This is a genomic window from Pseudomonas sp. HTZ2, assembly GCF_033173945.1.
In the GTDB taxonomy this organism is placed as follows: Bacteria; Pseudomonadota; Gammaproteobacteria; order Pseudomonadales; family Pseudomonadaceae; genus Aquipseudomonas; species Aquipseudomonas guariconensis.
The window spans coordinates 2,982,697-3,007,049 of sequence record NZ_CP137332.1 but is presented as its reverse complement, the minus strand read 5'-3'; the positions used below and the strand labels follow the sequence as shown (position 1 = coordinate 3,007,049).

The 24,353-nt window shown below is 64.0% G+C and carries 22 protein-coding genes and 1 pseudogene; 3 read left to right on the top strand and 20 right to left on the bottom strand.

Annotation, left to right across the window (positions count from 1 at the left end):
• Positions 1–161: 161 nt before the first annotated feature.
• The 15 genes and pseudogenes from R6G97_RS13935 to ccmA all read right to left on the bottom strand — a co-directional run bounded on the left by R6G97_RS13935 (position 162) and on the right by ccmA (position 15,441).
• Positions 162–1,865: an amidase gene (locus R6G97_RS13935; protein ID WP_043215839.1), complete on the bottom strand. Its 1,704-nt coding sequence runs from the start codon at positions 1,863–1,865 to the stop codon at positions 162–164.
• 299 nt (positions 1,866–2,164) lie between these two features.
• Positions 2,165–3,001 carry a glutathione-dependent disulfide-bond oxidoreductase gene (gene yghU / locus R6G97_RS13930; protein WP_317847108.1) on the bottom strand — a complete coding sequence of 279 codons (837 nt, stop codon included), beginning with the start codon at positions 2,999–3,001 and terminating at the stop codon, positions 2,165–2,167.
• Positions 3,002–3,224: 223 nt separating this feature from the next.
• The gene (locus R6G97_RS24840) at positions 3,225–6,047 is read right to left on the bottom strand and encodes an invasin domain 3-containing protein (RefSeq protein ID WP_327151604.1); all 2,823 of its coding nucleotides are present in this window, start codon (positions 6,045–6,047) and stop codon (positions 3,225–3,227) included.
• A gap of 51 nt (positions 6,048–6,098) precedes the next feature.
• Positions 6,099–6,656, bottom strand: a pseudogene (locus tag R6G97_RS24835) (inverse autotransporter beta domain-containing protein); the annotation flags it as partial.
• A 388-nt stretch (positions 6,657–7,044) separates the two neighbouring features.
• On the bottom strand, positions 7,045–7,833 hold the full coding sequence (locus tag R6G97_RS13915; RefSeq protein ID WP_090345513.1) for a PhzF family phenazine biosynthesis protein: 789 nt from the start codon (positions 7,831–7,833) through the stop codon (positions 7,045–7,047).
• A gap of 261 nt (positions 7,834–8,094) precedes the next feature.
• Positions 8,095–8,514, bottom strand: coding sequence for a hypothetical protein (locus tag R6G97_RS13910; RefSeq protein WP_043212847.1), 420 nt, complete (start codon positions 8,512–8,514; stop codon positions 8,095–8,097).
• Between the two features lie 13 nt (positions 8,515–8,527).
• Positions 8,528–9,721, bottom strand: coding sequence for a c-type cytochrome biogenesis protein CcmI (ccmI, locus tag R6G97_RS13905; protein WP_043212845.1), 1,194 nt, complete (start codon positions 9,719–9,721; stop codon positions 8,528–8,530).
• On the bottom strand, positions 9,714–10,190 hold the full coding sequence (locus R6G97_RS13900) for a cytochrome c-type biogenesis protein (RefSeq protein WP_090345510.1): 477 nt from the start codon (positions 10,188–10,190) through the stop codon (positions 9,714–9,716). The genes ccmI and R6G97_RS13900 overlap by 8 nt, the downstream gene beginning before the upstream one ends.
• Positions 10,187–10,723 carry a DsbE family thiol:disulfide interchange protein gene (locus R6G97_RS13895; protein WP_043212840.1) on the bottom strand — a complete coding sequence of 179 codons (537 nt, stop codon included), beginning with the start codon at positions 10,721–10,723 and terminating at the stop codon, positions 10,187–10,189. The genes R6G97_RS13900 and R6G97_RS13895 overlap by 4 nt, the downstream gene beginning before the upstream one ends.
• Complete coding sequence (locus tag R6G97_RS13890) at positions 10,720–12,708, bottom strand: heme lyase CcmF/NrfE family subunit (RefSeq protein ID WP_317847107.1); 1,989 nt, start codon at positions 12,706–12,708, stop codon at positions 10,720–10,722. The genes R6G97_RS13895 and R6G97_RS13890 overlap by 4 nt, the downstream gene beginning before the upstream one ends.
• Positions 12,705–13,160, bottom strand: a complete 456-nt coding sequence (gene ccmE / locus R6G97_RS13885; protein ID WP_090345508.1) for a cytochrome c maturation protein CcmE — start codon at positions 13,158–13,160, stop codon at positions 12,705–12,707. The genes R6G97_RS13890 and ccmE overlap by 4 nt, the downstream gene beginning before the upstream one ends.
• Positions 13,157–13,333: a heme exporter protein CcmD gene (ccmD, locus tag R6G97_RS13880; protein WP_043212833.1), complete on the bottom strand. Its 177-nt coding sequence runs from the start codon at positions 13,331–13,333 to the stop codon at positions 13,157–13,159. The genes ccmE and ccmD overlap by 4 nt, the downstream gene beginning before the upstream one ends.
• Positions 13,333–14,097: a heme ABC transporter permease gene (locus R6G97_RS13875; RefSeq protein ID WP_043212831.1), complete on the bottom strand. Its 765-nt coding sequence runs from the start codon at positions 14,095–14,097 to the stop codon at positions 13,333–13,335. Before R6G97_RS13875 ends, ccmD begins: the two co-directional genes overlap by 1 nt.
• Before the next feature lie 46 nt (positions 14,098–14,143).
• Positions 14,144–14,812, bottom strand: coding sequence for a heme exporter protein CcmB (gene ccmB, locus R6G97_RS13870; protein ID WP_043212857.1), 669 nt, complete (start codon positions 14,810–14,812; stop codon positions 14,144–14,146).
• Positions 14,809–15,441, bottom strand: coding sequence for a cytochrome c biogenesis heme-transporting ATPase CcmA (ccmA, locus tag R6G97_RS13865; protein WP_090345506.1), 633 nt, complete (start codon positions 15,439–15,441; stop codon positions 14,809–14,811). Before ccmA ends, ccmB begins: the two co-directional genes overlap by 4 nt.
• Positions 15,442–15,623: 182 nt before the next feature.
• Here ccmA and fliK point away from each other — a divergent pair, with 182 nt between their 5' ends.
• The 3 genes from fliK (at position 15,624) to R6G97_RS13850 (ending at position 20,790) form a co-directional block, all read left to right on the top strand.
• Positions 15,624–17,189, top strand: coding sequence for a flagellar hook-length control protein FliK (fliK, locus tag R6G97_RS13860; protein WP_289717073.1), 1,566 nt, complete (start codon positions 15,624–15,626; stop codon positions 17,187–17,189).
• A complete protein-coding gene (locus tag R6G97_RS13855; RefSeq protein ID WP_090345503.1) occupies positions 17,186–17,524 on the top strand; it encodes an EscU/YscU/HrcU family type III secretion system export apparatus switch protein in 339 nt (112 codons plus the stop codon). Before fliK ends, R6G97_RS13855 begins: the two co-directional genes overlap by 4 nt.
• A 524-nt stretch (positions 17,525–18,048) precedes the next feature.
• On the top strand, positions 18,049–20,790 hold the full coding sequence (locus tag R6G97_RS13850) for a dermonecrotic toxin domain-containing protein (RefSeq protein WP_289717072.1): 2,742 nt from the start codon (positions 18,049–18,051) through the stop codon (positions 20,788–20,790).
• Positions 20,791–20,806: 16 nt separating this feature from the next.
• Here the strand turns inward: R6G97_RS13850 and R6G97_RS13845 are convergent, their stop codons facing one another.
• The 5 genes from R6G97_RS13845 to motD form a co-directional block, all read right to left on the bottom strand.
• A complete protein-coding gene (locus tag R6G97_RS13845) occupies positions 20,807–21,202 on the bottom strand; it encodes a DUF2802 domain-containing protein (protein WP_070577156.1) in 396 nt (131 codons plus the stop codon).
• Position 21,203: 1 nt separating this feature from the next.
• Complete coding sequence (locus R6G97_RS13840) at positions 21,204–21,683, bottom strand: chemotaxis protein CheW (RefSeq protein ID WP_003254393.1); 480 nt, start codon at positions 21,681–21,683, stop codon at positions 21,204–21,206.
• A gap of 67 nt (positions 21,684–21,750) precedes the next feature.
• On the bottom strand, positions 21,751–22,629 hold the full coding sequence (locus R6G97_RS13835) for a CheW domain-containing protein (RefSeq protein WP_043212820.1): 879 nt from the start codon (positions 22,627–22,629) through the stop codon (positions 21,751–21,753).
• Entirely contained in the window at positions 22,629–23,417 is a 789-nt protein-coding gene (locus R6G97_RS13830; RefSeq protein ID WP_043212817.1) for a ParA family protein, read from the bottom strand. Before R6G97_RS13830 ends, R6G97_RS13835 begins: the two co-directional genes overlap by 1 nt.
• 77 nt (positions 23,418–23,494) lie before the next feature.
• On the bottom strand, positions 23,495–24,352 hold the full coding sequence (motD, locus tag R6G97_RS13825) for a flagellar motor protein MotD (protein ID WP_043212815.1): 858 nt from the start codon (positions 24,350–24,352) through the stop codon (positions 23,495–23,497).
• Between the last annotated feature and the right edge of the window lies 1 nt (position 24,353).

Genomic DNA, 24,353 nt, shown 5'->3' with positions numbered 1-24,353 from the left:
TCATTGTTCCGGCAGACGCAATCGCGGGGCAAGGGCGTTTTTTCAGGTGTATCGGGGGGTGCCCGTTTGCGCGTTGGCGATGATCGTAGTGGGAGCGGGTTTATCCGCGAAGCAACCGATTCAGTGCTTGCGGATAAACCTGTTTCCAGCCAGGCGTTGGATCAGCCCAGTGGCGGGGTGCGCGGCGGAATCATGCGACGCGAGCCGGTGGCCTCGAAGGCGGCACCGAAGCTCAGCAGTGCATTGTCGCTGTAGGCACGGCCTGCGAAGGTCAGACCGACCGGCATACCGATGTCGGCCATCACGCCCATGGGTACGGTGACAGTGGGCACACCCAGGTGACGGATGGCCAGGTTGCCGTTGGCGACCCAGACGCCGTTGCTCCAGGCGATATCTGCCGATACTGGGTTGACGTCGGCATCGGCCGGGCCCACGTCGGCCACGGTCGGGAACAGCACCGCGTCCAGGCCCAGGTTGTCCATCCAGTCTTCCAGGTCCATCTTGCGGGTCTTTTCCAGCCCACGCAGGCCGTCCGGCAGGGTCTCGATCTGATCCCAGGTCTTCAGGCCGCGCTTGGCCATGTTGACGTACTCATCCATGCCGGCCGCCAGGTCGTCCTCACGGTTGGGCAGGGTGCCCGGGTCGTGGGGGAAGATCTGCGGGCCGTCGACGTCGGCCAGGCGGTTGAGCTTCGGATCATTGTTGGCGCGCAGGAAGTCATCGAAGGCCCAGCCGGACAGTTCCCACAGTTCATCGTGCAGGAATTCCTTGGAGACGATGCCGCGGTTGTACACCGTCGGAGCGCCCGGGCGGTCGCCTTCGCAGTTGGACACCAGCGGGAAGTCCACTTCGATCACTTCGGCACCGGCCGCTTCCAGGGCTTGACGCGCCTGCTTCCACAGGTCGATGACGCTGGCGCGGGTATTGATGCGTTGGCCGGTCGGGCCACCGATGCCGGGTTTTTCCGAGGTGCCGGCGTCAGGGTCGGCATTGATGTACATCTTCGGCACGCCAAAACGCTTGCCCTTGAGGGCGCTGGCGTCGACGGCCAGATCCAGGTAGGAAGCCGGGCGTACCGAGGACGCAGCCGGGATCGGCACCCATGGCTGTAGACGCCACAGATCGCCACGCTTGTCGGCGTCATCGGCAACGACGACATCGAGGATTTCCAGCAGATCGGCCATGGTGCGGGCGTAGGGCACCACGACGTCCATGGTCGGCGTCAGCGGCCAGTTGCCGCGCACCGAGATGACCCCGCGCGAGGGGGTATAGGCGCACAGACCGTTGTTCGAGGCAGGGCCACGGCCGCTGGACCAGGTTTCTTCTGCCAGGCCGAAAGCCGAATAGCTGGCAGCGGTGGCGGTCCCGGCACCGTTGGACGAGCCGGAGGCGAACGGCGCGGTCAGGTAGGCGGCGTTGTACGGGCTTTCGGCGCGGCCATAGACGCCACGCTGCATGCCGCCGTTGGCCATCGGTGGCATGTTGGTCTTGCCCAGGCAGATGGCACCGGCGGCGCGCAGGCGCTCGATGGTGAAGGCGTCGCGCTGGGCCACCAGGTCCTTGAAAGCCGGGCTGCCGGAAGCGGCGGTCAGGCCTTTGACCAGGTAGCTGTCCTTGGCGGTGTAAGGGATGCCATCGAGCGGGCTCAACGTCTGGCCCTTGGCTCGGCGAGCGTCGGAGGCCTCGGCCTCCTTGAGCGCTTCAGGATTGCGTACCACCACAGCGTTCAGGGCAGTGGCGGTGTCGGCTCCGTCATAGGCGTCGATGCGGGCCAGGTAGGCCTTGACCAGCTCAACCGCCGTCGTGCGGCCGGACTCGAGCGCGTCGCGCAGCTCGGCAATGGAAACCTCAGTTACCTCGATCATGCTGTCACCAGTTATGCAGGTGGAAACTCGTGGCGCGAGTGTAGCAAGAAGCCCTTGCCCGGCGCAGGCATGCAGCGTGGCAATGGTCATTTGCACGGCGGCAGTCTCGTGCGCTGCATGCGTGCGTCAGTGCATGTGTCGAGGTCGAGGCTCAGACCGCCTCGAATGGCGTTCTTTCTGGTTTGCGAAGGCCACTACGCGCCCCATCCGCAGGCTTCGTCAGCGTCTACAGGTTCCGTAGGCACTTGCTCGGTGGAAGCTGGCAAGCCTGCGATGGGCTGCAAGGCAGCCCAGGCATTTCATACCAAGTCTGCCGCCGAATGCCGCTCCGGCACCTGGCTTTGCTCATCCCCCCAGGTCCGGTTCACCCGGGTACCTCGCTGCACAGCCGGCCGTTGGGCGATGGCCTCGGCCCAGCGCTGCACATGGGGGTATTCATGCACAGCAAGAAACTCTGCCGCGCCATACAGGTTGCCGCGCACCAACTGGCCATACCAGGGCCATACGGCGATGTCGGCAATGCTGTATTGCTCGCCGCCGAGGTAGTCGCTTTCGGCCAGACGTCGGTCGAGCACATCCAGTTGGCGCTTGGCCTCCATGGTGAAGCGATTGATGGCGTATTCGAACTTCTCGGGTGCATAGACATAGAAGTGACCAAAACCACCGCCCAGGTAAGGCGCCGAGCCCATCTGCCAGAACAGCCAGTTCATGCACTCGGTCCGGGCAGCTGGGGCCTTGGGCAGGAAAGCGTCGAACTTCTCGGCCAGGTACAACAAGATCGAACCGGACTCGAACACCCGCACGGGCGGCTCGACGCTGCGATCGAGCAGGGCGGGGATCTTCGAGTTGGGGTTGACCTGCACGAACCCGCTGGAAAACTGGTCGCCTTCGCCGATGCGGATCAGCCAGGCGTCGTACTCGGCGCCGGCATGGCCGAGAGCCAACAGCTCCTCCAGCAAGATGGTCACCTTGACCCCGTTGGGCGTGGCCAGTGAGTACAACTGCAGCGGGTGCTTGCCCACCGGCAGCGCCCGCTCGTGGGTGGGGCCGGCGACAGGCCGGTTGATGTTGGCGAACTGACCGCCGGACGGCGCCTCGTGGGTCCAGACCTTGGGCGGGACGTAGGGTTTGCTCATGGGCGAAGTCTCCTGAAGGCTCGAGGTAGGCACATCGTAAGGTGGACCTGCATCTATGCCATGGGTTCGCCGCCGGGGGCAAATGCATTGTGGGGGTGCGTTGGGGGCATCACGCCATGCGCTGAAGGCGTGGCGGTATGGGCGCGGGCCCTCGCTTACAGTGGGCGGTGACGCTGTAAGCGAGGGAATGGGCTAATAGAAAGCGGCGCTCACCACGGCGCGATTACTTTATTGGCTGGCGACAGATGGTGCCTCGGAACCAATGATCAGGCCGCGTCTGGGTCCCCCCGACTGGAAACCCGGCATATTGTGGCGTCAGCATCCAACGCATGCCTGGCCCCGCTGCATCAGGTAGCCAGACCTCATATGTTAGCCAGTTGATTTGCATATAGCCCCATTCTGAGGTCGGGGTGCCCAGGGCGCGAACATTATCGCCTTTTGTCGCTTCGGCTTTTGATGCTTGTACAAGTCCCAAGGAACTACAGATTTTCATCGCGTCCTTCCAAGGTTCCATATAGTCGTGCGCCATATGGAACCAGTTACTTACCTTGAAGGTATAACGGTGTGTCACTGCGCTGACCTTGCGAGCGCCGGTAATCGTTATCGTGCCCGAGTCGCTATCACTGGGTTGCGCAGTGAACTCGAAGTATCCATTGCTTGAGGGCGTTAGCCAACTTGCCGTTGAAGTCCATGTGTAATCCACTGGGTCGGCGCCGTTTGCCAATTCCACCACAAAACTGGCTTCCAAATGAGCGGTGGTCGGGAACCCGGTACTTACAGGAAATCGATGCCGGGGCCGGCCGGCATTCAGCGCTACGATCTCGGTACTCATCAGCTCGATGGGGCGCTTCAATGAGTTCATGTTGATGCCATCCAGGCGTGGGACAACTTCATAACGGCCTACCTTCGGCCCTTGCAGTTGCACCTGATAGCCCTTGGCCGTTGATGTGACTGCGCTTAGCGTGACATCGGACGTGGGCTTTCCAGCGCTGTCCGTCACGAGGAACGAGACCCGATCGAGCAGGTCGGCTATCGATTGATCGAGCTCGTTGCGCACGTCAAATGTAATGGCGGCTTGGTGCACGTCATCGGCGAGTATTTTGGAGTTCGACAGCGTGATCGTGGAGTGCGCCTCTGATGGCAGCAACGTCAATACGGTCAACTCCGCTGTCAGGCTATCCATCGAGTCGTTTTCAACGCGAGGGGTGATGGTCAGGTCGCCCGGTATCTTCGTTTTGAGCGTGGTGCGGTAGTTGCCCTCCACGGTTTCCTGCACAGGGTCCAACTTGAAGCCCTCAGGTGGCAGTGGTTGGTTGCTGGCGTCCCGGACGATGAATGTCAGTGCATCGGCCAACCCACTCACCGGCTTGTCGTTGATGTCCTTGGCGGTGAAGTTCAGGGTGGAGAACTCCTTCAAATTGGCCTTGATCGTGTCCGGCTTGATCTGAAACTTCGATTGGCTTGCAGCTGGCGGCAGAGGCAGCAGCTCGACGTCGGCTTTCAGCGTGCCGAACGGGGCGCCGTTGTAGTGCGGTATGAAGGTGTAGTGGCCTGGGATAGTGCCCTGGAGCGTCGCACGGTACTCACCGGTCTTGGCTTCTGAAATGTCGCCGAGCGTAATGCCCGGGACCGGGCCGTTGGCCAGTTCGAACTTCAGCTGATCGGCGAGACCTCCCACGGGCTTGTCGTTTGCGTCCCTGGCGGTGAAAGTCAGCGTCGATGGGTCGGTGCCACTTGCCGGGATCTTGGGCGGTGCGGCCTCGAACGTCGAGCGGCCTAGTGCAGGCGGCAAGGCCTTCAGTTGCACGGTGGCACTCAAGCCATTGACCGGCTGGCGCCCGATGGTCGGGACAAAGGTGTAAGTGTCTGCTTGCAGGCCGCGCACTGTGGTGACGTAGATGCCGGTATTGCCGCTCTCCTGGATCGGCTCGAGGGTGAGCTCGTCAGGTGCCGGTGGCAGGCCGCTGCTATTGGTGGCATTCACTGCCAGCCGGTTGCCCAGGCCGGTGACGGGATTACCGTTGATGTCCTTGGCCACGAAGGTCAGTGTCGAGGGATCGGAGCCGTTGGCCGGGATGATGTCTGGCTTGGCCTCCAATTTCGAAGTGGACGGCACGGGCCGCAACGCCTGCAGCTCAACCTCGGCGTTGAGGCGGCCGATGGGCTTACCGCCCAGCTGGGGGGTGACGGTGTAACGGCCGACCAATTTGCCCTTGAACGTCGCGGTGTAGCGGCCTTGGGCGCTTTCCACGATGGGGCTCACCGTCACATCCGGAGGCGACGCGCTGCCCTTGTCGCTGTGCACCGCGAACTTCAGATGCTTGGCGATGCCCTCCACCGGTGCGCCATTGGCGTCCTGAGCGGTGAAGGTGAGTACAGCATGGGTTTTGTCGTCCGCCGGGAGTGAGCTGCGGTCTGCGGCGAAGGCGGATTTGCCGTCGTCCGGCACAGAGCTGACCGTGCTGACCTGCGCTTGCGACAGCGCAGTCCCTTGAACGGATGGGGTCAAGGTAATCGATTGCGGCGCGCTGCCCGCGGTCACCCGTACTTCATAGTTGCCCGCCGAAACACGCTCAGGCTTCGAAACCACGATGCCGCCGGCGCGCATTTGCGTCTCGGCGACAGCGATCTGAATATCCGCCAAGGCGATGTCCACCGGCTGCTGCTGCTCGTCGCGGATGGCGAGGGTCAGGGTTTGCTGAGTCTTGCCATCGGCCGGCAGCACGGTATGGGCAGGGGTGAAGGTCGAGTGGCGCGCGCTGACCGCGGGGGCGTTGACGGTCACGCGGGTCTCGCTGCGCCCGGAGCGGTTGCCTTTGCTGTCCACGGCCACGCCATGGAGAGTGTAGACGTTGGTTTGCTGGGTTTGGTAGTCGGGCAGCACCACGCTGTAGTGGGGGCCGCCGTCGTGCACGAGCCGGCCGCCGGCCTGCAGCAGCGCCGGGGCTGTCCAGTCGATGTGCGACAGCGGGTACTTGCTGTTGACCCACACGCTCAGGGATTTGGTCTCGCCGCCCTGGCCGCTGACGTGGGCGGCGGCGGCCATTTGGATGACCTGCTTCTTGCGGTACTCGAGGACGATGTGGTTGTTGCGTTCGACCAGGTCGTAACGGCTGCCAGCCAGGGTGCGCAGGGCGCCGACGCCGGCGGGGTCGACCTGCTTGGCCCAGGGCTCGCCGATCTGGTAGCTGAACTCGGCACCGACGGTGGTCTCGTTGCCGCCGTTGCCCTTGCGTTGGTCGGCGCTGAGGGTCAGCAAAGGGATGGGCGTGTAGGTGAGACCGACGGTGACGGCGCTGGGGTCTTTCTTGCGGTTGTCCTTGCCGAACAGGCCGACTTCATCGCCGTAATACTGCTCGTAGCTGAGCTTGCCGCCGAGCTGCGGCATCGACGGCAGCCAGGCCTCGGTGCGCAGGTCCCAGCCGTTGGCCGGGCGTTCCTGGTAGTCCTCGACGTCGGGCGAATCCTTCCAGCCGGTCAGACGGGTGTAGCTGTTGGCGTTGACTTTGAGAAAGTCGCGCCAGTACTCGACCCCAAGGCCCAGACGGGCGTGTTGGCGGGACAGGTCGTAGTCCAAAAAGCTATTGGCGCCGAGCATGTAGCCGTCGTTGAAACGGCGCACGCCCAGGCCCAGGGTGGTCTGCTGGCGGTCGTCCTTGCGGTCGGCGCTTTTCGCCTTTACGGCGACCTACTTTTGCTCTTGGGCAAAAGTAGGCAAAAACCGCTGGCTCCCACATCCGGCCCCTGCGCTGCGCTCCGGGGTCCCCTCGCTGCGGTGTCTTGCGGGGCTCCGCGGCCTCCGGCTGGCTACGCCAGCCTCCATCTCGCGTCTTCGGCTACCGCCGAAGGGCGCTGCGCGCCTGCCCCTACAGACACCTCCACTCGGCCTTCTGAGGTCGCGATGGGTGGTGACTGAACCGACGCGCATCAAAAGCAACGGCAACGGCAACGGCAAACAAGTTAATTGTTTTGGTGTTTGTTCCGGCCTATTCGGCGTCCCGATTTACCCGCGAATAGGCTTAAAGGCTCACCCCACAACCCACTCAGACAAAGATGACCCCACGCAGGTACAAAGCCCCCCGCCCACTGATGATCACCCGCCCATTCCCTGGCACTTCACATTCCAGTTGCCCCTTACGCGCCCCGCCCTGCTCGCACACCAACCGGCGCTTGCCCAGCCGCTCGGACCAGTAAGGCGCCAGCGATGTATGCGCCGACCCTGTCACCGGGTCTTCATTGACCCCAACCCGAGGGCCGAACCAACGGGTAACGAAATCAAACCCACCTCCGGGTGCTGTCACCGCAATTCCTCGCACGTCAAACGCCGAAAGCGCAACGAAATCCGGCGTCAGCGTGCCGAGCAGCTCGGCATCGTCGATCACCAGCACATAGTCATCAGTGCGATACAACGCCCGGGCACTGGTCAGCCCTAACGCCTCGAGCAACGCTTGAGGAATATCAACCGCTACCGGCTGCTTGGCCGGAAAATCCATCGCCAGCAGCCCATCGGCACCTCGACTGACGCGCAGTTCGCCGCTGCGGGTATTGAACCGCAGCACCTCGGCCTGCTCCCCCAACTGCTCGAACAACACCCACGCCGTTGCCAAGGTCGCATGCCCGCATAGGTTCACCTCCACGGTCGGGGTGAACCACCGCAGGTCGAATGCCTCGCCGTTACGCACGAAGTAAGCGGTTTCGGAAAGGTTGTTCTCCGCGGCGATACGCTTGAGTGTTTCGTCGGGCAGCCAGGTTTCCAGCGGGACGACTGCCGCTGGGTTGCCGCCGAACGGCGTGGCGGAGAACGCGTCGACCTGGAAAATTTCGAATTGCATGCAAAGACTCCTAAAGCCCAGCACCTGGCTGGGCGAGTTCTGGAAAACGTTCAGGAACGCAAAAGCGCCAGTGAGTGCCGAGCGGCAAAGAATGTTTGCAAGCGGGGGCAGGAAAATGGCGATAGCCGCGCCACGCGTCCGACAGGACAGTCGGGCTCGAACGCCCCCCAGCTCAACGGTGAGCTGGGATTATGCGTGGCAACCCACCAGTACAGTCAATGGAAAGATAGGATCAAAACTGTACTGTAACGGTCGGATGAACTACTGAGCGAAGGCGCGTCCCAGACCGCCTGGCACACCACTGCTGTCGGTTTCCTGCCAGGGTCCATCAGGGCTGAGCGACCAGCTCCAGCCGTTGTTCCAGCGGTAGTAGGTGCGCTGGCGATAGAAGGTATTGGTCTTGTTCTCCAGGACATAGACACCCATGCGCGGGTCCCAATGGCTGGCCCCGCCTGGTGGCGGGGCGAAGCTGGCAGAGGTACGCGGCATTGCTTTGGGCGTGGCGGCGGGCTTGCTCGGCTGGGTGCCCGGCTGCCCCCCTGGCAACGGTTTGACCGCTGGCCCCTGGCGGGGATGAGGGGCCTCTATCGGCGGCAAGCGCTCCTGGCTCGGCGGCTGCACCGTACACGCGGAAAGACCCAATGCCAGGGTGATCAGGGTCAAGCGCACAGTGCTGTTCATTTGAATCGCTCTCTTAAGGATCTGGGCTGTCGATGGTCAGTTGTTGGGTGCCCTGGGTTCGGTTGGGCAGCGGCGAGCTCTGGCCGATCCACTCGCCTCGGGTCGGTTGTCCGGCGCGCGATACGCGTGCAACGAGTTGGACTTGCGCGAAGTCCGACAGTTTCATCTGCGGCATCATCGCATCCGCGTCGGAAAGCTCCACTTCCACTGGCAGCTGGGCAACCGTCACGCGCTTGGCGGCCAAAGGCATGGGTGGGCCATTGCTGGCCCGGGCGAAGATGAACACCGTGTCGTCTGGCCTGACCTTGTCCTTGAGCGCATCCGCCAGGGCCACCCGCACCTTCAGGCGTGCAGCCTCAGGCGCAGCGGCCAGGGTGCCCCCTGCAGCCTTGAGGCGTTCGGCGGCGCGGTCGATCCCCCCCTGCAAGGCTGCGCGCGACGCGTCGCCTTCGGGCAGTTGGGCCAACAGACGTTGCCAGTAATCGATCGCCTCCTGATAGCGCTCGCCCTCGAACGCCGCGATGCCACGCAGTCCAAGGCTGGTCACCTCCTTGGGGTCCGCCTGGAGCGCTTCGTCGGTCAGGGCCTGTACCTGCGGGCTCCATTGTTTGTTGGCGGCAAAATACAGGGCCTGTGCCCACTGCCCGAGCAGCTCGGGCTGTCGCCCTGCGAGCGTCACGGCTCGCTCGAAGGTACGAGCCGCATCGGCGGGACGCTGCTCGGCCATGTAGGCCCGAGCGAGGAAGTACAGACCTTCGGCCGAGTCCGGCTGGGCTTGCACGGCGCGCTCCAGGCGCGCAGTCATTTCTTCCATCGATTGCGGCGCCTGGGCGAACTCCTGGGTCAGCTCGACCTTGTCCGCAGCGCCGAAATGCAAATAGAGGCCCAGGCCCAGCACCGGCACCAGCACCGCCGCAAGCAGCGGCAAGGTCTTGCCCAAGTGGCCCTGACGTGGCGCCTCGGCGCCCTCGGTGTCGGCCAACAGCTCACGGGCCGCCTCGTCGCGGCCCTTGGCCAACTGGTCGTTGTCGAGTACTCCGGCTTGCTGCTGGGCAGCCAGTTCTGCCACACGCTCCTGGTATAAGGCGACGTTGAGGGCAGTACGGTCTTCCTCCTGCTGCCGACGCCGGCCACGCAGGATAGGGATCAGCAGAAAAGCCAGGGCCGCGAGCAACAGCAGGCCCGCGCTAAGCCAGAATTCAGTCATGGGTCTGTTCTTTATCCAGCAGTTTGGCGAGACGCTCGCGTTCCTCGGCGGACAGCTGCGCGCAAGGGTTTGCCACAGTATTTCGGCGACGACGCACGATCAACGCCAGCACCACGAAGCCACCGACCAGGAGAATCCCCGGGCCGAACCAGAGCAGCCAGGTACGCCCGGTGAGCGCTGGCTTGTAGCGCACGAAATCACCGTAGCGGTCGACCATGAAGTCGACGATCTGCTGGTTGCTCTTGCCTTCGCCGAGCATGCGGAAGATTTCTCGGCGCAGGTCGGCGGCAATCGGTGCATTGGAATCGGCGATGTCCTGGTTCTGGCACTTGGGGCAGCGCAGTTCCTTGGTCAGCTGTTGGTAACGCTCACGTTCGGCGTCATCACGAAACTGATACGTATCGATGGCAGCCTTGGCCACGCCCGTCAGACTCAACGCCAGTACGGCAGCAGCAAGCCAGCGCTTCATGGCTGAGCCTCATCGACCAGCCCCTGGTACAGCGGCGCCAGTTGCTCGCGCCACACGGTGGCATCGACCACGCCCACATGCTTGTAGCGGATGATGCCCTTGGCATCGATCAGGAAGGTTTCCGGTGCGCCATACACGCCCAGGTCCAGACCGAGGCTGCCCTGCTCGTCACGGATGTTCAACTGGTAGGGATTGTGGAAATCCGCCAGCCACTTCAACGCCGCGGCGTTGTCGTCCTTGTAGTTGACGCCGTGGATCACCACGCCCTGCTCGGCCAGCTGGTTCAGGTACGGGTGCTCGACCTTGCACGAGGGGCACCAGGTCGCCCAGACGTTGACCAGCGCTGGGCGCCCCTGCAGGTCCGCGGGGGTCAGCGTACGATCGCCCTGCACCGAAGCCAGGGAGAACGCCGGGAAGGGCTTGCCGATCATCGCCGAAGGCAGTTCGTCGGGCTTGAGGAACAGCCCCTTGTAGAGAAAGACCGCCACCAGCAGGAACACCGCCAGTGGCAACACCATGATCCAACGCTTCATGCAGTCGCTCCAGACATGCCCAGGACATCACGCACCCGGGCCTTGACCTTGACGCGATAGCGTCGGTCGAGAGCCGCCAGGAATCCGCCCAGCGCGGTCAGCAGACCGCCCAGCCAGATCCAGCGGACATAAGGCTTGATATGCACCCGCACCGCCCAGGCCCCGTTGTCCAGGGGCTCGCCGAGGGCGACATACAGATCGCGGGTGAAACCGGCATCGATACCGGCCTCGGTCATCATCGATTGCTGCACCGTATACAGGCGCTTCTCCGGATGCAGCACGGTCACCTCGCGGCCATCACGGCTTACCCGGACAGTGCCCTTGTCGGAAATGAAGTTCGGCCCTTCGAAATGCTTGGCCCCCTCGAACAGGAAGTGATAGCCACCCAGTTCCACGCTTTCGCCGGGGGCCATGCGCAGGTCGCGCTCAGCACTGTTGCTGCTCGCCAGCACCACGCCCAAAGCGCAAACCGCCAGGCCCAGGTGCGCCAGCTGCATGCCCCAGTAGCTGCGCGAGAGGCCGCGCAGCCCTTTGGCCAGGCCCTTGTGGCGGGTCTTGTCGAAGATGTCGCGAACACCGGCAAGCACCACCCAGGCGGCCAGGGCGAAGGCGCTCAAGGCAGGCCATTCGAAATCGTCGACGATCAAGCCCGCGACCGGTGCCAGGATAGCGCTGCCGATCAACACCGGAGTCATCATGCCCACAAGCCACTTGCCGGGGGTGTCTTTCCAGCGCACCACCACGCCGATGCCCAGCACCACCATCAGCAATGCCATCAGCGGCAGGAACAACGCATCGAAGTAAGGCGGACCGACCGACAGCTTGGCGCCGGTCAAGGCATCGAGCACCAGAGGGTAGAGCGTACCGAGCAGAATCATCGAGGCGGCCACGACCAACACCAAGTTGTTGGCCAGCAACAGGGTTTCCCGCGACCACAGGGCAAAGCCCACCTGGCTCTTGACCACAGGCGCTCGAAACGCGAACAGGGCCAGCGAACCACCTACCACGAAGAGCAGGAAGATGAGGATGAATACACCGCGCGAAGGGTCGGCGGCGAAGGCATGCACCGAGGTCAGCACCCCGGAGCGCACCAGGAAAGTACCCAGCAGGCTGAGCGAGAACGCGGCGATGGCCAGCAGTACCGTCCAGCTCTTGAACACCCCACGCTTTTCGGTGACGGCCAGCGAATGGATCAGTGCCGTGCCCACCAGCCATGGCATGAAGGAGGCGTTTTCCACCGGATCCCAGAACCACCAGCCGCCCCAGCCCAACTCGTAGTAGGCCCACCAGGAGCCCAGGGTGATCCCCACGCCCAGGAAGGCCCAGGCGACGATGGTCCAAGGCCGCGACCAGCGCGCCCAGGCCGCGTCCAGGCGGCCACCGAGCAGTGCGGCGATGGCGAAGGCGAAGGCCACCGAGAAGCCCACGTAACCCATGTACAGCATCGGCGGGTGAACGATCAGGCCGAAGTCCTGCAGCAACGGGTTGAGGTCGCGTCCGTCCGTGGGCACCTGCGGCAGCAGGCGCTCGAATGGGTTGGAGGTGACGATCAGGAACGACAGGAAGCCCACGCTGATCATGCCCATCACCGCGAGCACCCGAGCCAGCATGACTTGCGGCAACTGGCGCGAGAACACCGAAACGGCGAAGGTCCAGCTGCCGAGGATCAGGGCCCAGAGCAACAGCGAACCTTCGTGGGCGCCCCACACCGCACTGAACTTGTAGTACCAGGGCAAGGCGCTGTTGGAGTTGCTGGCCACATAGGCGACCGAGAAGTTGTCGGTCATGAAGGCGTGAGTCAGGCAGGCAAAGGCGAAAGCCAGGAAGGCGAACTGCCCCCAGGCCGCAGGCCGCGCCAGGCTCATCCACAGACTGTCGCCGCGCCAGGCGCCAAGCAGCGGTACGCTGGCCTGGACCCCCGCGAAGCAAATCGCCAGGATCATCGACAATTGCCCCAGCTCCGGGATGACCAATGCCGCGTTCATGGCTTGGGCTCCGTGCCGGTCGCGGCCTGGCCGCTTTCTTTCAGGGCCTTGGTGACCTCCGGCGGCATGTATTTCTCGTCATGCTTGGCCAGGACCTCGTCGGCCACCACCACGCCGTCGGCATTCAGTTTGCCCAGGGCGACAATGCCTTGGCCTTCACGGAACAGGTCGGGCAGGATGCCACGGTAGGTGATCGGCACCGACTTGTTGAAGTCGGTGACCACGAAGCGCACGTCCAGCGAATCGGGGGAGCGCTGCACCGAGCCTTTCTCGACCATGCCGCCGGCACGGATGCGCGTGTCCAGCGGCGCCTCGCCGTTGGCGATCTGGGTCGGGGTGTAGAACAGGTTGATGTTCTGCTGCAGGGCGCTCAGCGCAAAGCCCACGGCGATGGCGACACCGACCAGCAGGCCCAGGATGAGGAACAGGCGTTTCTTGCGCTGAGGATTCACTGGTTGTTCTCCCGGCGCAGACGACGCGCCTCTTCTTGCAGGTAACGACGCCGAGCCAGCAGCGGTGCGGCGACATTGAGCGCCAGCACCGCGAGGCAGATGCCGTAAGCCGACCAGACGTACAGACCATGGTGCCCCATGGCCAAAAAATCATTGAAGGAAGCGAAGCTCATCACGCGGCCCTCCGACCCAGGCTGTTCAACACTTCCTCCTTGACCCAACTGGCGCGCGCCTCGCGCTTGAGCACTTCAAGGCGCATGCGCAGCAGCAGCACAGCGCCAAAGAAGCAGTAGAAACCCAATGCCGTGAGCAACAGCGGCAGCCACATTTCAGAAGGCATGGCCGGCTTCTCGGTCAGGGTGAAGGTGGCGCCTTGGTGCAGGGTGTTCCACCACTCCACCGAGTACTTGATGATCGGGATGTTCACCACACCGACGATCGCCAGAACCGCGCAAGCCTTGGCCGCGCTGTCACGATTGCTGATCGCCTGGCCCAGGGCGATGATGCCGAAGTACAAAAACAGCAGGATGAGCATGGAGGTCAGTCGGGCATCCCAGACCCACCAACTGCCCCAGGTCGGCTTGCCCCAGATCGCCCCGGTGACCAGCGCCACGGCCGTCATCCAGGCACCGATGGGCGCTGCGCACTGCACGGCCACATCAGCCAGTTTCATCTTCCACACCAGCCCCACCACGCCAGCCACCGCCAGCAGTACATAGCAGGACTGGGCCAGCATGGCGGCGGGGACGTGGATGTAGATGATCCGGAAGCTGTTGCCCTGCTGGTAATCCTGCGGGGCGAAGGCCAGGCCCCAGATGACACCGACCAGCAGCAGGAGAATGGCGCACCCGCTCAGCCAAGGCAGCATGCGGCCACTGATGGCATAGAACCATTTGGGGGAGCCCAGCTTGTGGAACCACGTCCAGCTTATCTTCATCAAGGTACATCCACGGTATTTGCCGGGCTTGGAAGCCCGGGACTCGTTATTCGCCGACGCTGATCTTCAGGCCAGCCGCGATCGCAAAAGGTGCCAGTGTCACCGCCAGGGCCGTCAGGCTGGCCAGCCAGAGCAGATGGCCGGTCGCCGGCATATTCTGCAATGCTGCCTGCAAGGCGCCACTGCCCAGGATCAATACCGGGATATACAGCGGCAGGATCAACAATGCCAACAGCAGGCCGCCACGCTTGAGGCCCACAGTCAGTGCCGCCCCCACCGCGCCCAGCAGGCTCAGCACCGGGGTTCCCAGTAGCAGCGACCCCAGCAGCACCGGCAGGCAGCCAGCTGGCAGCCCCAACATCAAGGCAAGCAATGGCGCCAACAATACCAGCGCCAGCCCGGAAAAGATCCAGTGTGCCAGCACCTTGGCCAACACCAGCAGTGCCAGCGGATGCGGCGACAGCACCCACTGCTCCAGCGAGCCGTCCTCGAAGTCGCTGCGAAACAGCCCGTCCAGCGACAGCAATACGGCCAGCAATGCCGCGACCCAGACCAAGCCTGGCGACAAGGTTTGCAACAATTGTGTCTCAGGACCGACCGCCAGAGGGAACAAGGCGACGACTATCGCAAAGAACACCAACGGGTTGGCCAGCTCCGCCGGGCGGCGGCACAACAGACGCGCCTCGCGGCGCAACAACAGGATGAATACACTCATGCCGCCCACTGCCCCAGGTTCAGTTCTCGATAACCCGATGGCTTGCGCTCGAGGTTGTGATGGGTGGTCAGCACCACCGTGCCACCTTGCTCGCAATGGGCCGCCAGGTGGGCCTCCAGTTGCGCCACACCTTGCTTGTCCAGAGCGGTGAAGGGTTCGTCGAGGATCCACAACGGCGGGCTGTCCAGATACAGCCGCGCCAAGGCCACGCGGCGCTGCTGGCCGGCGGACAACGTATGGCAAGGCACATCTTCGAATCCTCGAAGCCCCACGGCCTCCAGCGCCTGCCAGATGGCCCGGGCGCTGGCCGGCTGATGCAGTGCGCACAGCCAGGCGAGATTCTCTTCGGCGGTGAGCAGGTCTTTGATCCCGGCGGCATGGCCGATCCACAGCAAGATGCTGGCCAGCGCATGGCGCTGCTCGGCCAACGGTTGGCCATTGAGCAGAATCCGACCCGCGGTAGGCTGCATCAGGCCGGCCAGCAACCGCAGCAGGCTGGTCTTGCCGCTGCCGTTGGGGCCACTGATCTGCAGCATGTCACCGGGCCGCAACTGGAAGTCCAGATGCTCGAAGAGCAATCGCCAGTCACGCTCGCAGGCCAGGCCCGCGGCTTGGAGATGAAGGGTCACGGTTTCGCCTTATCAATGTTGGGTTCAGCGCCGCGCGCCGTAGTCCGCGCGAACCCGCGCTGAACCCCAGTGTCTCAAGTCGCCCCGGTCACTGCCGTTATAGTGGCAGTGGCGGACGGCGGGCATTATTACATGGGACGTCTCGCTGCCAAGAGGGCGGGTCCGACAGGTTGTATACAATCATGACTGAAATCAATAGTCTCGGCGCACAATCCACGCTCGGACTCCAGGCGGGCAAGGCTGCGATGACCGGCGAGCTGCTGCGTCTGCTGCAATCACAGCCCGGCCTGCTGGCCCCAGGCGAGACGGCCCGGGCCGATGTGCTCTCTCTGCGCCAGGTGGGCCAGGATTTCCAGTTGCTGCTGCGCCTGACTTTGGCCAATGGCACCCAGACCCAACTGCAGGCCAGCGCCAGCCAGCCCCTGCCCCAAGGCAGCCAAGTGACCGTCGCCCAAACTGACAGCAACCGCCTGACGGTGCTCCTGCAGCAAGCCAACGCCAACAACATCGCCACCCTCACTCGCCTGGACACCGACAAAGTACCGGTCGGCACCCTGCTGCAAGGCAAGGTGCTGACTAGCCAGGCGCAGGCCGTGGCACCTGGCGAGGCGGCGAGCTTCCGCTCTCTGGTCAGCCTGCTCAACAGCGCCCAGGCCGGGGCCACCCTGACGGTGGACAGCCCACGCCCCCTGCCGGTGGGCAGCTTGCTCAGCGCGCAGGTCCAAGGCGATCAGTCGTTGCGCTTCGTGCCGCTGAGCGGCCGTCAGGACCAGTTGGCGATTGCCCAACAGCTCGGCACCCAGCAAAGTCGCCAAGCCTCGTTATCGGGCCTGCTCACTGCGCTGCAGCAGATCGCCCGCGACCCTGGCGCCAATGCCGAGCTCAAGACCAGCGCCGAACGTCTGCTGGCCAGCCTGCCCGAGGCCCGCCAGCTCGGCGACGCCAAGACCCTCGCCCAGGCATTGAACAACAGTGGCGCGTTCCTCGAGGCCAAGCTACTCGGCGGTGGCGGTGCAGGCCTGGTGCCGGACCTCAAGGCACAGCTGGTCCGGCTGGTGGCCCAAACGTTTCCCGACCTGCCCAGCAGCGCGCTGAGCAGCCCCGCCACCGCCGCCACCCTGGCTCAGGCGTTTCCGGCCATCGCCCGCAGCGCCCTGGGCATGCTCGACAGAAATAGCCCACGGCCCCAGCCTGGCACCTTTCCCCTGCCCTCGCGCCTGCTCCAGAGCCTGGAAGCCGAAGGCGACCTGCAACAATTGCTGCGTCTGGCCGCCGCCGCCATCTCGCGCTTGCAAAGCCATCAGCTGGCCAGCCTGCAGCAGACCGGTGTCACCGAGAACGGCAACCTGCAGACCACCTGGCAGACCGAGATTCCCATCCGCCATGGCCAGGAGTTCATTCCACTGCAGGTCAAGCTGCAGCAGGAGCAGACCCCGGAGCAACAGGCCGATTCGCAGCGCAGTCAGCGCGATCCGCTGGAGTCGCTGTGGCGAATCGAGCTGGCATTCGACCTGCCACCCTTGGGCCCGCTGCAGGTCCAGGCGCAACTGAGCCAGGGCCGGTTGTCAGGGCAGCTGTGGGCAGAGCAGCAGCAGACTGCGCAGTTGATCGAACGCCAATTGGGCGAGTTGCGCGAACGCCTGGTGGCCCGAGGCCTGGATGTGGGCGAACTGCAGTGTCACCCGGGCATTCCGCCCCAGGGGGCACGCACGCGCCTGGAACAACGTTGGGTGGACGAAAACGCATGACCGACAAGCAACCGCGCCAGGCCATCGCCCTGACCTACGACGGCCAGCAGGCTCCCACCCTCAGCGCCAAAGGTGACGACGAGCTGGCCGAGGCCATCCTCGCCATCGCTCGCGAACACGAGGTGCCGATCTATGAGAACGCCGAGTTGGTCCGCCTGTTGGCGCGCCTGGAGCTGGGCGAACAGATCCCCGAAGCGCTGTACCTGACCATTGCCGAGATCATCGCCTTCGCCTGGCAATTGCGCGGCAAGGTACCGGTGGGCTTTGACGACGAGCCCGCCGACGAGCGCGACATCACGCCCTTGCGCTTGCGCCTGCCCAATGAGCGCGCCTGAGCCACACACTGCGTGGCGCAGTCACATTCACCGACACGTGCTCAGAAAACGACCAAGTCCTGGGTAACTCATCTGGCAGATCGGCAGAGGCCGTCATCCCCGGCCCGCAACGCAGCCCCCCAAACCAGCAACGTCGGCACCCTGCTGGTCGCCTATGAGGCCGAACTCGCCCCCCCTCGAATCGAGCCTGAATCGGGAGATTCCGGTGCTGCTGCAATCGGCGCTTGGCGAAGGCCAGTGCATTAGTGCCGTCGGCACGCAAAACGTCGAGATGACGAACTGCAACAGCAACGATGCACGGCAGATGTGAGGGTTCGACGAGGCGCGACGCTACCGCAACCTCGCGCCCCGGCAGTGCATGGCCTTCAACGTGTCGAATCATCTCGCGGGCCTTGAAGGAACGCCCCGCGCCTGGCCCGTTTGCCAAGCGATGCGCCTTGGCGAACAGGCGCTATTTAACTACCCCCTCCGGCACCCGCATCCACGCCATCGTGCACCCTCGACTAACCACGCGAGCCATTACGATGACCCCTTCTTATGTAAACGATGCCGGCGTGCAATTTGTGCGCGACCACCTGGCCAACGTTCCGCGCCCCGACCGCGCCGCAGCCCAAGCCATCCGCCAATGGGCTGGCGATCGCGGGCTGGATGTGAACCCCGATCGCTGCGATGTGGTGGTGCTTCATCATCAATGGCGACCGGGCATCGGTCGGGTCGCTGTCGTCACCCAGAAAATGACCCTCACCCAGGCCGTGCTGTCGAACTGGCAAGGCGAGTCGGCGAACGACCTGATCGGCGCCGCCATTGGCGCGCCATGGGCCGGCGCCTTCCCCGATGACAAGCGCATCACCCTCGTCGATCACCTGGGCCCGCCTTCCGCCCTTGCCAATGGCCCAGGCTACGGCATCTACAACGGCCTGTTTCGCCAGACCACGCCACAGAAATACTCCCGCGACACCCATATCCAGCTGCCAGCCGAGGCGTTCGAACGTTTTATCTGGGCGCTGGACTTCCACGCCAGCTACCGGGCGATGCTGGACAGGTACTGGTCCGCGCACCTGGAAGGCCACCGGACCTCGGCGAAAATCGCCTTCATCGCCGCCTGCAACAAACAGGCGGCCGAAGGCAGCCTGTCGGACGCTGCGCGTCAACTGGCCTGGCAGGCGGCAGGGCTGGCGTGCGCCAAAGACTCGACCCAGGTGCGATTGCTGAACGTCTATGGCTACGTGGCGAGCCACTTGCCATGCATTCGTGATACACGCAGCGGCCTCACCCTGCTCTACATGCCAGGCAACAGCGCGCCCCTGCTCGAGTTCGCCAGCGAAGGCCTGATGCAGGATTGGTTCGCCGATCAGTGCAAGGACGCAGCCAAACGCCAGGCGCTAAGGCAGTTCTTCGCGCTCCAGGACACACCGGATGGGCTCAGTTTCAGTGGCCTGGATACAGCACTCGCCGGCCTCGGCGCCTACCCCTCGATGTATCGCCTCTCGACGCAACGCGCCGGCTTCACCCGCAGCGGCTACTGGGCCCCGCGCGAATACGTCAACTATCGCCCGGACCACTACAGCCCCGTCATCACCGGTGACCTGTTCACCGCGCTCAGCGAACAGCAGCGCCAACGCAGCTACGCCGATGCCGATTTCATCATCACCAGCGATAACGAGGTGAGCAAAGCCCGTTGGCGCGACTACCTGACCTGCGCCATGAACCTGCTGGCCCCGCTGACCTTCGTGATGCCAGGCCTTGCCCCAATGCTGGCCGTGGGGGGTGTCGCCCAGTTCGGTCTGGGCCTTGACCAGATCATCCACGGCCGAACCCAGGAGCAACAGGCCAGTGGCGTGCAGACCCTCACCTATGGCCTGTTCAACGCATTGCCGCTGGCCTCGCAAGCGCTGAGCCGGGGTGCGAAGCTGTTTCGCGTGAAAAGTGAAGGCTTCGTTACCCCCAGCTGGATCAATGAGCGATGGGGTTACGCGCTGAGCCCGATCGAACCACCGCACCTGCCGCAGACGGACGTGGGGCCGTACTTTCACATTCCCGCGCCGATCCCTGCCTTGCCCGACGGCGACCCGGCGATCATCGAAGCGGTCACCAGGACACCCCGTTACAGCAGCAGCCCAGACCAGTTGAGCGCACGCATCGACGGCCATCGCACGCAGATGATCTATGACATGAAGCACGATGCCTTCGTCAAGCTCGACAGCCTCAACGAGGTCGATCCGGTCCGCTATGTCGCCCGCACCGGCAGCACGGACCTGGTGCCTGTCGCCCCCGGGCGGGAAGTCAGCAACGCCACGCGCACCGCCACCCTGCGCGCCCTTGGTGTCGACCTGCCGCTGCCGGTCGAGCTGCCATCGGGGCCTGGAGCCGGCGCCAGCCCCATACCAGCGAAGGTCTCGTGCATCTGGCTAGGCGACAAGGTCATCGAGCCCATGCTGTTGACCAACCTCGCGAGCAACGCCGCCCGTCTTCGCGACAGCCGATACACACTGCGCTTGTACCTGTCGAAGGCGACACCCGCAGCCTATGCCCAGAACCTGCGCCAGCTCGCCGAGCACGCGCCAGGGCTTGAGGTCGTCCCCCTCGAAGAGCAGCCGTTTTTCTACACGTTCAGCCAGGGCAACTACTACGCCCAGTACCAGGCGGCCATTGGCGGCAACGCCGGCGTGGCCCGCCACTATGCCTCGGCCTGCGACGTCCTGCGCTTTTGGTTGCTGTACCAGGAAGGTGGCTTGTACATGGACGTGGACGATTACCTGTTGGCGCCCGGTGAACCGCGCACCCTCAACGGCAAGCCTGGGGAGTCGATCGACCAGGTGGAGTTGCTGGCCACAGGAGAAAGCCTGCTGCTCGCGCCGCCAATGGCCAATGAGAAGATGAGCATGTACTGCCTGTACGCCAACAGCCTGATCGGCAGCCACGCGGGCAATCCGACCTTGCTGGCGATCTCCGAGGAAATGCGTGCCCGTTACCTGGCCGAACCGGACTTCTACGACCGCAAGCCCAGCCTGGCCGAGGACCCGGCCGGCTTCTACCGCTATGCCGAGCGCCTCAGTTACCTCACGGGGCCGGCGCTGCTCACCGAGGTGGTCGACCAGCGCCTACCCGCGCTGCGCACCCTGCGCCAAGTCATGCACCTGCATGGCATGCCCGTGGATTCGGACACTTTCATCGACCTGGACGCCTACCGGCAGGCACTTCGCACGCTGCTGCCGCTCAATCGAATTGCCCGGGTCGGCAGCTACAAATCCTGGGCGCGGGACTGAAGCGCGAGGCGACCCGTCATTCGCCGCGGTGCAGCTTGCTCATCAGCTCCGCCTCGGCTTGGGTCAGGCCACAGGTGCGGGTCAGCTCATCGATGCTGGCCCCCATGCCCACCAGCTTGGCCGCCTGGGTGAACGTCACGCTGTTGGGGTCGCGCTGCTCCAGTTGCTGGAGTTTATCCGGCAACGGCGCGAGCACTGCGCGCAATTCATGGATCGCCTCGCCCATGCGCACCGTGCCGTTCTGGTAGTCATCCAGACGCTTGGCCAGGTCCTTGATGCGCTGGTCTCGCAGCGCATCGCCCTGGGCCTGCTGGGCCGCCAGCTCACGCTGGCGCTTGCTGTAGTTGAGGAAGAACCACAGGCTCAGGGCCCAGAGCAGCGCCAGGAAAACGACAGCAGCCTCGAAAATCAACTCAGATGTTCTCCAGCTCGGACCACTCTTCCTCGGTCATCATTTTGTCCAGCTCGACCAGAATCAGCAGCTCGCCGTTCTTGTTGCACACGCCCTGGATGAACTTGGCCGACTCTTCGTTGCCGACATTCGGCGCGGTCTCGATCTCGGACTGACGCAGGTAGACCACTTCGGCCACGCTGTCGACCAAGATGCCCACCACTTGCTTGTCCGCCTCGATGATGACGATGCGGGTGTTGTCAGTGACTTCGGTCGGCATCAGACCGAAACGCTGACGGGTGTCGATCACCGTGACCACGTTGCCGCGCAGGTTGATGATGCCCAGCACGTAGCTCGGCGCACCAGGCACCGGAGCGATCTCGGTATAGCGCAGGACTTCCTGCACCTGCATGACGTTGATGCCATAGGACTCATTGTCCAGGCGGAAGGTCACCCATTGCAGGATCGGATCTTCGGAACCTTGTGCAGACGACTTTTTCATTCCCCTACCCCTCAAAATCCGCCATTGGCGGTGTGCTCGCTATGGCCACGGCAGTTGTGGCCTTCAGTCATTGGTGTTTGGCATGCATTTGCTTGACGGCGCCGCTGGCGATCAGCTCGGCCAGTTCAGCGACATCGAGCAAGGCGCACATGTGTTCGATCACGGTGCCGGCCAGCCAGGGCCGCTGGCCACGCTGGCTGCGCCACTTGATCTCGGCCGGGTCCAGGCGCAGGGAGCGGCTGACCTGATGCACGGCCAGCCCCCATTCATAGCCCTGAACGGAAATCACGTACTGCAGGCCCTGGCGGAAATCGTCGCGATAGCGGTCGGGCATGACCCAGCGCGCGGTATCCAGGACCTTGAGATTGCCCGCCTGGCACGTAAGGATGCCCAGGAACCAGTCAGGCTGGCCGAACAGCGGCGTCAACTCCTGACCCGCCAGGCTGTAGATCGAGCCCAGGCAGACCAGCGGCACCGCCAGGGTCAGCCCTGCGACATCGAACAGCAAGCACTCGAAGGGCTCTGCCGCCCAGGCCGGGCGACCGTCCACCGTCGCCGGTGGCACAGGAGGATTGGCGGCCGGCAGGTAGACATCCACCAGTGGCGCCACCGGCTCGATTGCCTGGGCCTCGACTGCTGGAGTTTCGGGTTCGACGTTGACGGCCGCAGGCTCCGGCGTCACCTCGACCGGTTTCAGGACCGTTGGCAACACGGCCACTGCACTGGGCTCGGCGAAGGGTCGCGCAACAACTGCTGCTGGGGCGGCCTGACGCTCAGCGTCCCTGGCTTGCTCCTCACGCACCGCGGCGGCGAATTCATCGACGATCGCCTCTTCAGCCGGCGCTTGGGGCGCATCGAGCTCCTCGGTGGCGTCCTGCAACAGGCCATCGAGGTAGGACTGCAAGGCCAATTGCGGCTTGGTGGTGGTCTGCCGTGCTGGGTTCATCAGGCCACCTGCAATGCGGGTTTGTAGGTCAACAGATGCTTGAGCAATGCCCGGTAGGCGATCAGCCCCCGGCTCTTGCCATCGAACTGCGAAGGTGTGACCCCCGCCCGGCTGGCATCGCGCAGGCGCGTGTCGACCGGGATGTAGCCTTGCCAGACCTGCTCACCATAGCTGTCACGCAAGACCTTGAGCGTGCCAAGAGACGCCTGGGTGCGACGGTCGAACAAGGTCGGCACGATCTGGTAGGGCAGCGCCTGGCGCCGCGAGCGGTTGACCATGGCCAATGTCCCGACCATGCGCTCCAGGCCCTTGACCGCGAGAAACTCGGTTTGCACCGGGATCACCAACTGCTGGCTGGCAGCCAGGGCATTGACCATCAGCACCCCCAAAAGCGGAGGGCTGTCGATCAGGGCGAAGTCGAAATCCTGCCACAGCTGCGCCAGACTCTTGGCGATCACCAGGCCCAGGCCACTCTGCCCCGGCGACTGGCGTTCGAGCACGGCCAATGCGGTGCTCGAAGGCAGCAGCGAGATACGCTCGTCGCTGGTGGGCAGCAACAGTTGCCCTGGCAAGCCCTCGGGCACCGTGCCCTTGTGCAGGAACAGGTCGTAGCAGCTGTGCTCCAGGGCATCAGGGTTGTGCCCGAAGTAGCTGGTCATCGAGCCGTGCGGGTCGAGGTCGACGACGACCACGCGCTTGCCCGCTTCGGCCAGCAACCCGGCCAAGGCGATGGTGGTGGTGGTCTTGCCGACGCCACCTTTTTGATTGGCTACTGCCCAGACTCTCATCGTGCGTTGCTTCCCCCCGCAATGGCCGCCTGCCCTGCCGGGAACGGTTTGAATTCAGTGACGGACAATTGACGGGCTCAGCCCCCAACCGCCGGTGCAGGCGTTGTCGGTGCAGTTTGTGTGCCAGCCCGCCGCAAGGCCGCGTCCGGCGTGGCATTGGCGCTACCGGACCCGGTCAGGCTGCGGCGTACTTCCAGGTTGCGGGAAATCACCAGCACCACTCGACGGTTACGCGCCCGCCCTTCGGCCGTCTCGTTGCTGGCCACCGGCTGGTACTCGCCATACCCCACCGAGGCCATGCGCGCCGGGTTCACACCGTTCATCGCCAGCAGGCGGACGATGCTCGCCGCTCGGGCAGAGGACAGCTCCCAATTGGTCGGGTATTGAGCGGTACGGATCGGCAGGTTGTCAGTGAACCCTTCGACGTGCACCGGGTTGGCGTAAGGCTTGAGGATGTTGGCCACCTTCTCGATGATCGAGAACGCTGTGTCGCTGGGCATGGCGTCACCGCTGCCGAACAGCAGCGATGAGTTGAGCTCGATCTCGACCCACAGTTCGTTGCCGCGCACGGTCATTTGGTCGGATTTGATCAGGTCGCCAAAGGCGTCGCGCACGTCATCGCTAATGGTCTTCAACGGGTCGGCATTGCTCTGGGCAAGGCCTGCGTCGGTTTGCTCGCTGTCCTTGATCAGCGGCTCGGCGGGTTTGACGCTGAGCGGGCGCTCATCGCCGATCGGGATGGGCTTCATGCTGCGCTCAGGGTCGTTGAATACGCCGAGCAGAGCCTGGGAGATGACCTTGTACTTGCCCTCGTTGATCGAGGAGATCGAATACATGACCACGAAGAAGGCGAACAGCAAGGTGATGAAGTCGGCGTACGACACCAGCCAGCGTTCGTGGTTTTCGTGTTCCTCGGTGTGACGACGGCGGGCCATG